Origin of the sequence: Citricoccus sp. (genome assembly GCF_032154715.1) — a bacterium.
Classification (GTDB): Bacteria; Actinomycetota; Actinomycetes; order Actinomycetales; family Micrococcaceae; genus Citricoccus.
The window spans coordinates 1-8,420 of record NZ_JALDXU010000122.1 but is presented as its reverse complement, the minus strand read 5'-3'; the positions used below and the strand labels follow the sequence as shown (position 1 = coordinate 8,420).

8 protein-coding genes and 1 tRNA gene are annotated in these 8,420 nt (G+C 69.8%); 3 read left to right on the top strand and 6 right to left on the bottom strand.

The genetic code is table 11. The features are described 5' to 3' along the window. Positions 1–61: 61 nt before the first annotated feature. A complete protein-coding gene (locus tag RUH65_RS14520; protein WP_313818311.1) occupies positions 62–925 on the bottom strand; it encodes a hypothetical protein in 864 nt (287 codons plus the stop codon). 149 nt (positions 926–1,074) lie between these two features. Here RUH65_RS14520 and RUH65_RS14515 point away from each other — a divergent pair, with 149 nt between their 5' ends. Together RUH65_RS14515 and RUH65_RS14510 are read left to right on the top strand one after the other, a co-directional pair. Beyond that, on the top strand, positions 1,075–1,767 hold the full coding sequence (locus RUH65_RS14515) for a hypothetical protein (protein WP_313818309.1): 693 nt from the start codon (positions 1,075–1,077) through the stop codon (positions 1,765–1,767). Positions 1,768–1,821: 54 nt separating this feature from the next. Continuing rightward, positions 1,822–1,895 (top strand) — tRNA-Arg (locus RUH65_RS14510). Positions 1,896–1,900: 5 nt separating this feature from the next. On the opposite strand, the gene RUH65_RS14505 is transcribed toward RUH65_RS14510, so the two are convergent. The 5 genes from RUH65_RS14505 to RUH65_RS14485 all read right to left on the bottom strand — a co-directional run bounded on the left by RUH65_RS14505 (position 1,901) and on the right by RUH65_RS14485 (position 6,996). Next, positions 1,901–3,784 (bottom strand): ABC transporter ATP-binding protein, encoded by a 1,884-nt coding sequence (locus RUH65_RS14505; RefSeq protein ID WP_313818307.1) that lies wholly within the window; start codon positions 3,782–3,784, stop codon positions 1,901–1,903. Further along, positions 3,781–4,080: a DUF6457 domain-containing protein gene (locus RUH65_RS14500; RefSeq protein WP_313818306.1), complete on the bottom strand. Its 300-nt coding sequence runs from the start codon at positions 4,078–4,080 to the stop codon at positions 3,781–3,783. Before RUH65_RS14500 ends, RUH65_RS14505 begins: the two co-directional genes overlap by 4 nt. A 73-nt stretch (positions 4,081–4,153) precedes the next feature. Beyond that, complete coding sequence (locus RUH65_RS14495; RefSeq protein ID WP_313818305.1) at positions 4,154–4,648, bottom strand: HNH endonuclease; 495 nt, start codon at positions 4,646–4,648, stop codon at positions 4,154–4,156. Positions 4,649–4,940: 292 nt separating this feature from the next. Further along, positions 4,941–5,837, bottom strand: coding sequence for a C40 family peptidase (locus RUH65_RS14490; RefSeq protein ID WP_313818304.1), 897 nt, complete (start codon positions 5,835–5,837; stop codon positions 4,941–4,943). Between the two features lie 451 nt (positions 5,838–6,288). Continuing rightward, on the bottom strand, positions 6,289–6,996 hold the full coding sequence (locus RUH65_RS14485) for an iron dependent repressor, metal binding and dimerization domain protein (protein ID WP_313818303.1): 708 nt from the start codon (positions 6,994–6,996) through the stop codon (positions 6,289–6,291). A gap of 239 nt (positions 6,997–7,235) precedes the next feature. Between RUH65_RS14485 and serC the strand changes: the two genes are divergently transcribed. Next, positions 7,236–8,363 (top strand): phosphoserine transaminase, encoded by a 1,128-nt coding sequence (serC, locus tag RUH65_RS14480; protein ID WP_313818302.1) that lies wholly within the window; start codon positions 7,236–7,238, stop codon positions 8,361–8,363. The last annotated feature ends 57 nt before the right edge of the window (positions 8,364–8,420 follow it).

Sequence of the window (8,420 nt, the reverse complement as noted above, 5' to 3'; positions counted from 1 at the left end):
CGCCAGGACTGCGCGGCGACCGGTAGTAGGGGACTTCATGGTGTGGACTGCCTCCGGTCGCTCAGGCCCGGCTCGAACGGCGGCTGACCGCCCACGCGCCGCCACCCAGTGCGGCCACGGCGAGAGCACCGACCCCCAGGAAGATCCCCGAGGTGTCGGACTGCTGGACCGGCGATCCGGTATCAGCCCCGCCCTCCGGCATCTGGCCCATCTGCGAGACGTTCACCGTGCCGCAGGCCGCCGGGAGGGTGGCCGCCAGGGGCAGCGCCGGATCCAACTCGCTCATCTTCTCCTGCGCCTCAGCGCTCAGCAGGGTCGGATCCACGCCATGCACCACCACCACGGCGGTGCCGTCCGCCAGCGAGGCGGCGGTGGCGTCATTGAGCTCGAAGGTGCGCTCGTAGTTGTAGGCGGAACCGCCCGGGAACCGCTCGACCGCGAGGGCCGAATCGGCGCTGGTGTCACCCTCGGTGGTCAGGGAGGTGCCGATCTCCCCGTAGAAGGGATGGCCCTCCGGGGTGCTCACCGCACCGTCACCGTCGGTGTCGGCCTCCGGGGTGGGGCAGACGCCCTGGCTGGCGATGTGAATGTGCTGGGCGTGCGGGAACGGGCCGTCCATGAAGGTCTCCGCGGCCCCGGCAACGTCGACCGTGACCGTGGCCTCGTTGTCATTCAATTCGATCATGGCCTGCCCGGTGGTGCCGCTGTTGTTCAGCGGGTCCAGGGTGGCCTGGCCGGACCAGGAGCCCTCGTGGGTGCTGGTCGTGGTGCCGGCGGTACTCCCGTCGCCGCCATGGCCACTGTGGGCCAGGGCGGGGGACGCCGTCAGGGTCAGGGCACCCAGCGCGATCACGGGGGCCAAGAGCATTTTCTTACGCATGACAATCTCCTCGTTGTTGTTCCAGTACAGGGTGTTCGGAGTCACACGGGGTTCGGATGGGTCGGAGATGAAAAAACTTTCCTGGAGCCGGGAAAGGGCCTCCGGGCGGGGCTGGAGACCGCGCCACCAGGGGCTGGCCGATGCGGGCCGCGAACAGCCCGGACACCTGGGATAATCGAGGCTGGAGGTTCCACGTGTCGCAGAAGAAGAAGCAGAAGAAGGGCCCCGTCGGCCATCCGGCCCGGGCCGGCTCCCAGCGCCAGACGACGGGGCAGGACAAGCGTCCGGCCGACGTCGGGCCCGTCCGGCACCCCGGAGTGTCCGTGCACCAGGTGAGGCAGGACCTGCGGGCCTCCGGCCAGCAGCAGGGCAGCCCCGGCATGCTCGTCATCGCGCTGATCGGCGCCACGCTGTTCATGTTCTTCTACCTGCACATCATGGTGTTGCCGCAGATGTCCGCCCTGTCCGGGGGCCTGCCGATGCCGGACCACCGCTTCACCTATGACGCGGCGGAGCTCGCGCAACTCGACGGGGCGATGAACGAGGCCGCTCACGGCCAGTTGAACTGGGTGCACAAGACCGCCGGGGTGATCTTCCCGCTGTTCGTCTTCCTCTGCGTGTCCGCCGTGGCCGCGTGGTGCCTGCCGCGGGGCTGGGGTCGCTGGCTCTCGTACACCGCCGGCGCCGTCTTCGCCGTCGTGGACATCGCGGAGAACATGCTCATCGAGTCGGCCCTGGACGCCGGCGGGGCGGGGGCCGGGCTGGCCTCGGTGTTCACCTCGGCTCGATGGGTGCTGCTGGTGGCGATCGCCCTCTGGGTAGTGCTGATGCTCCTCGGCAAGGCCCGCCGTTCGGTCACCGAGCGCAAGGCGCAGATCATTCAGTAGGATGTTCTGGTGGACCGGCGCTCCGGGCTGAAGGCCCAGCGTCCACGGTCCCTGGCCCCCGTAGCTCAGCAGGATAGAGCGGCCCTCTCCTAAAGGGCAGGTCGCTGGTTCGAATCCAGTCGGGGGCACCCCATCACCGCGGTGTGTCCATGGACGGATCGTCGAATTGCGTCCGGTACAGCTCCGCATACCGTCCACCGGCGGCTAGCAGTGCCTCATGCGGGCCCTCCTCCACCACGCGCCCGCCCTCCACCACGAGGATGCGGTCGGCGGAGCGGATGGTGGAGAGCCGGTGGGCGATGACCACCGCGGTGCGCCCCTGCAGGGCCTCGGCCAGGGCGGCCTGCACGGCCTTCTCCGAGGTGGAGTCCAGGGCCGCGGTGGCCTCGTCCAGCAGCACGACGCGCGGAGCGGCCAACAGGAGTCGGGCGATAGTCATGCGCTGGCGCTCACCGCCGGAGAGCCGGTAGCCGCGCTCCCCCACCACGGTGTCCAGCCCGTCCGGCAGGCCTTCCAGGACCCCGCGCAACCGGGCCCGGTCGATCGCGTCCCAGATCTCGGGGTCACCGACCTCGGGCCGGGCCAGGGTCAGGTTTCCGCGGATCGTGTCATGGAAGAGGTGCCCGTCCTGGGTGACCATGCCGACCGTCTCCTTCAGGGACGCGAACGTGGTGTCCCTCAGATCGGTGCCGTTGTAGCGGATGGTGCCGGAGCCGGCGTCGTACAGCCGCGCCAGCAGGGACGCGATGGTCGACTTGCCCGCTCCGGAGGTGCCGACCAGGGCGTAGGTCTGCCCGGGGTGCACGGTGAAGGAGATGCCGTGCAGGACCTCGGAGCCGCCCCGGCGGTCCAGGACCGCGACGTCCTCGAGGGAGGCCAGGGAGACCTGGTCCGCGCTCGGGTACGCGAAGCGGACGTCCTGCACCTCGAGGGTGACGGGTCCGGCCGGGATGGCCCGCGCCCCGGGCGTCTCCCGGATGAGCGGTTCCAGGTCGAGGACCTCGAAGATCCGGTCGAAGGAGACCAGGGCGCCCATGATCTCCACCCGCGCACTGGCCAGGCCGGTCAGCGGGCCGTACAGCCGGGTCAGCAGCAAGGCGAGGGTGACCACGTCTCCCGCGTTGAGCTCACCCGCCAGGGCCTGCAGCCCGCCGACGCCGTACACGGCGGCCAGGGCCAGCGCCGAGACGAGCGTCAGGGCGGTCATGAACACGGACTGGCGCACGGAGATCCCCACACCGGTGGCCCGCACCCGGTCCGCCCGTGCCGCGAACTCGGCCGATTCGCGGAGCGGCTGGCCGAAGAGCTTGACCAGCGTGGCACCGGGGGCGGAGAAGCGCTCGGTCATCTGATCGCCCATCGCGGCATTGTGGTTCGCCTGGCTGCGGCTGAGCTCGGCGATCTTGCCGCCCATGACCCGGGCGGGGATGAAGAACAGCGGCAGCAGCACCAACGAGACCAGGGTGATCTGCCACGAGGTGGTCAGCATGACGATCAGGGTGAGCACCACGGAGACGAAGTTCATCACCACGCCGGACAGGGTCCTCGAGATCGCCGTCTGGGCGCCGATCACGTCGTTGTTGAGCCGGGAGACCAACGCCCCGGTCCGGGTCCGCATGAAGAACGCGATCGGCATCTTCTGCACGTGGTCGAACACCGCCGTGCGCAGGTCGTAGATGATCCGTTCGCCCAGGTCTGAGGACAACCAGCGGGTCACCACGGCCAGGACGGCGTCCAGGACGGCCACCGTGGCGATCAGCAGGGCCAGCTGGACAATGCGGTCGGCGTTGCCGCCACCCACGATCGCATCCACCACGTCACCGGCCAGGATCGGCGAGGCCACGCCCAGGACCGCCCCGACCACGGAGAGGATCAGGTAGAAGACCAGCTTGCCCTTGTACCGGCGGACGAAGTCCAGGGTGCGCCGGATGGTGCCCGGTTGGAGCCGCCGACCGTCGGAGGGATCGCCGTGGCTGGCCCGCCGCATGGCCTGCATGGCCGCCCGTTCCATACTCATGGGGTGGGCCGGTCCAGCAGCCGTTCGATTCCCCGGAGCGACGCGCGGTGGGCCCGGTCGAAGCAGGCCTGGCCCGATCCCTCGGCCAGACCCGCGGCGTAGCCGGCGATGAACGCGGTGGCCGCCGCGTCCTCGTCGTTCCCGGAGGTGGCCGCGGCGTGCCGGGCCAGGCTCGCCAGCCGGGCGAAGTCCGGGTGGACACCGTCCAGCTCGAGTGCGGTCATCAGCTCGGCTGGCCATCCGGTGGCCGGGGGCACGGTGGGTGGCTTTGGCGCGGCAGGCTGGGTCTCGGACACCGCATCAGTCTAGATCCGGGCACCCCGGGGATCCGGTGTGGACACCCTAACCACAGCCCTGACCGAGGCCGGATCAGGCCACGGCCGCGAGGAAGTCCGTCCACTGCTCGGCGGGCTTCTCCAGCTCACGGATCCTCCACTGGGCGCCGCGCGGGCGGGCCGGGACGACGCGCAGGGCCCAGCCGATCTGGGCCAGGGTGCGGTCCCCCTTCGCGTTGTTGCAGGCGAGGCAGCAGGCCACGAGGTTCTCCCAGGAGTCCTCACCACCGCGGGACCGCGGGTGCACGTGGTCCACCGTGGTGGCGGCCCGCCCGCAGTAGGCGCAGAGGTGACCATCGCGGCGCAGCACCCCGCGGCGGGACACGGGCGTCGACTCGGAGTGCGGGATGCGGACGTACCGGGTGAGCAGGATGACGGCGGGCCGGCGCACGGTGGTGGAGGGTCCGACGACGGGATCCCCGCCATCGGCGAGCACACTCGCCTTCCCGGTGCCCACCAGCAGGATGGCGCGCCGGTAGCTGACGACGGACAGCGGCTCGTAGCCGGCATTCAGGACCAGAGTGCGCATGGGACGTACCTCGCGGCTTCGTCTGTGCCGCGGGCGCCGGATCGTCCGCCGGGTACCGACCCGGCCATCCGGCGTCTGCGGGGATGAATCGGGTTGACGATCAGACTCAGGATACGCGCCCCCGGGCACCCCGCGGTTCAGGCACCCCCGCGACCGGGCGTGTCTCCGAGAGTGTTCACGGTGCCTTCACGCCCGATTCATGGTGGAGACGACCGAGGACCCCTCCGTGCGGAGGGGTCCTCGTAGCAGTCGTCAGTCACCGGCACTCAGCGCCGGGTCATGCAGTCGGTGGTCAGCCGACGTAGGTGTAGTACCCCATCAGCGGGTTCCGGGTCACGGAGTGCTGGAAGGTGCCCACGGAGGGGTTCTGGGCGCCGATCATCTGGCCGTTGCCGACGTAGATGCCGACGTGGCCGCCACCGTTCTGGAACACCAGGTCGCCCGGCTTCGGGTTGGATGTCTGCACGAAGAGCCCGGAGCCACGGATGGCGGACGTGGAGGAGGGGATGTTGATCCCGGCCTGGGCGTAGGCCCAGGCCACGAAGCCCGAGCAGTCCCAGCCCGAGGTGGTCTTGCCGCCGTAGACGTACGGCACGCCCACGCCGGCATAGGCGGCACCCACGACGCCGCCCACGCTGGAGCTCTGCGCGGCGGGAGCCGGCTCTGCAGCGGCCTGCCGGGGCGCGGACGACTCCCGCGAGGACTCCTGGGACTCATCCGAAGAAGAGGACGAGGAGGACGAAGAAGTGGAAGAGGACTCCGAGGGGGTGGACCGCTCGGTCTGTTCGGTCTGCTCAGTGGATTCACTCTGCGAGGCAGCGGTGTACTCGGGCTCCGGAGCCGGCGCGGGCTCGGGGGCCGGCTCCGGCTCGGGTGCCGGCTTCGAGGTGACCGGGGCACGGTCGAGCTGGACCGGTGCGTCCTTGGCGGCGGCGACGTTGACGGTGGTCACCGCGGCGCGCTCGATGTCCAGGCCCGGGGCCGGAATGCTGGTGGTCTCACGGACGGCCGGGGCGGCACCCTGGGCCGGCATGCCGATCGACAGCACGAGCCCGGAGGCGGCTGCCACGACGGCGGCCTGGCGACCGACGGTCCCGGCGTTCGACGAGACGGCCTTGGAGATGGCCTCCAGCGGGTTGGAGTTCGCCTGAACGGCGCGATGGCGTGCTGCGGAGCTGCGCTTCGACACGTAAATACCTCTCTCACGTGCCTCCGGACAGAGTCCGCCCCCGCCATGATTGACGACTGCTGAGTGCACCGTGGTCGCGGGGGGAATGGCAAACCAACGGTCGGTCGCTTCGATCAGGACTGTCCGAAGCGCTGGATCCAAGGTATATCAAAAGTTTATGAATGTCACGCTGAGGTCACGAGGCCTGGGGACAACTCGAGTGGGAGGGCCCGAATCCGCGTGATTCCGCGGATCTTTCGATCAACGACGGATCACGAATCGGTGCAAAACACGTAACGCCCGTGCTTTTTTCAACGGTTTCCGGAGGCCCGTCGGCGGTATGTCACGCCGGTCCACGTTCCGGAGCCTTCAGCGCCGCGCCACCGGCCGGAGCCGGGCGCCGGCCTGCACCGCATCACATCATGCCACAACGCCCCTGGTCACCCGCAATCGGTCGACTGACCGCAGGAGTTCAGAGCTGGCGGCGCTCCACGATGATGTGCGAGGCGGTCTCCCCGTTGACCTCGAGCGCCACCCCGCCCTCGACGGCCTCCGCGGGCCGGACCGTGACATATCCGTCACTGGCCATGATCTCGATGTCCTGGTTGGGACGGACTCCGGCCAGGGCCAGCTCTCCCAACAGCTCGGGGTCCGTCTGAATGGCCTCGGTCAGGCGCACCACGGTATAGCGGCCGGGCTGGCCGGACACCGCCGAGAGCCGCTCACCCCGGTCGAACGGGGATTCGTTGCCCGGTGCCGGGGCCTGGAGGTGGCCCAGGCCCGGGATCGGGTTTCCATAGGGCGACTCCGCCGGGTTGTGCAGCAGCTCCAGCAGGCGCAATTCGACCTGCTCGCTCATGACATGCTCCCAGCGGCAGGCCTCCTCATGCACATAGGCCCAGTCCAGGCCGATGACGTCAGCCAGCAGGCGCTCGGCGAGGCGGTGCTTGCGCATCACGCCCACAGCCTTCTCCCGGCCGTCCTCGGTCAGCTCCAGGTGCCGGTCGTTGCGGACGTGCACCAGGCCGTCACGTTCCATGCGGGCGACGGTCTGGGACACGGTGGGGCCGGAATGGTCCAGGCGCTCGGCGATGCGGGCGCGCAGCGGGACGATGCTCTCCTCCTCGAGTTCGAGGATGGTGCGCAGATACATCTCGGTGGTATCGATCAGGTCCGTCACGGCTGATGTTCCTCTCCAGGTCCCCAACGTTGCGTCGTGTCCGTCGCTGCCCGACGATCGTGCCGGGCGCGGACACGGGAAGTCCACCATCCATCCTAGTCGTGCGGCCGGGATCGGGGGGCGGGTTCCGCCACGGGCCGAGCAGGGCCGGCCCGACACGTGGCGCCCCCGGGCCCCGCGGTGCGGGAGAATGGCCTTTCGCGGCCAGGCCGAGACCCACCCACATGTCAGGAGATCCCATGAGCACACCCGAGGTGACCATCCCCCAGAACCTGCTGCCGCAGGACGGACGGTTCGGCGCCGGGCCGTCCAAGGTGCGCGCGGACCAGGTGCAGGCACTGCTGGCCGCCGGCCCGACGCTGCTCGGTACCTCCCACCGGCAGGCACCGGTCAAGAACCTGGTCGGCAGCGTCCGTCAGGGTCTGACGCAGCTCTTCTCCGCCCCGGAAGGCTACGAGGTCATCCTCGGCGTGGGCGGCTCCACCGCCTTCTGGGATGCCGCCAGCTTCGGACTGGTCCGCAGCAAGGCCCAGCACCTGTCCTTCGGTGAGTTCGGCTCCAAGTTCGCCAAGGCCACGGACCAGGCCCCGTTCCTGGAGGCCTCCTCCATCCTCACCTCCGAGCCGGGTACCCGCCCCGAGCCGCAGGCCGAGGACGGCGTGGATGTCTACGCCTGGCCGCAGAACGAGACCTCGACCGGCGTGGCCGCTCCCGTGCGACGCGTGTCCGGTGCCGCCGATGACGCACTGGTGCTCGTGGATGCGACGTCCGCCGCCGGAGGCCTGCCCGTGGACGTGTCCCAGGCCGACGCCTACTACTTCGCCCCCCAGAAGAATTTCGCCTCGGACGGTGGCCTCTGGCTGGCGCTCTTCTCCCCTGCGGCGCTGGCCCGGGTGGAGGAGATCAAGGCCTCCGGTCGCTGGATCCCGGACTTCCTGGACCTGAAGACCGCCGTGGACAACTCCGTCAAGGACCAGACCTACAACACGCCGGCCCTGGCGACCCTGGTGATGCTGGACAACCAGGTCCAGTGGATGAACTCCAACGGCGGCCTGGACTTCGCCACCGCCCGGACCGCCGACTCCTCCAACCGGGTCTATTCCTGGGCTGACGGCTCGAGTTTCGCCACCCCCTTCGTCTCCCGCCCCGAGGACCGGTCCGCCGTGATCACCACGGTCGACTTCGACGACAGCGTCGACGCCGCCGCTGTGGCCACCGTCCTGAGGGACAACGGCGTGGTGGATGTGGAGCCGTACCGCAAGCTCGGCCGCAACCAGCTGCGCATCGCGACGTTCGCCGCCATCGATCCGGATGATGTCACGGCCCTGCTGGCCTGCATCGACCACGTCGCCGAGCGCCTCTCCTGAGCGCTCAGGAGCTGAGCCGCACCTGAGAACAGCACGACGGCGGCGCACCCACCCGGG

Bases quoted from the DNA above. Each gene is read 5' to 3' on its own strand.
- serC (WP_313818302.1), top strand. From the start codon at position 7,236: ATGAGCACACCCGAGGTGACCATCCCCCAGAACCTGCTGCCGCAGGAC.
- RUH65_RS14495 (WP_313818305.1), bottom strand. From the start codon at position 4,648: ATGCGCACTCTGGTCCTGAATGCCGGCTACGAGCCGCTGTCCGTCGTC.
- RUH65_RS14505 (WP_313818307.1), bottom strand. From the start codon at position 3,784: ATGAGTATGGAACGGGCGGCCATGCAGGCCATGCGGCGGGCCAGCCAC.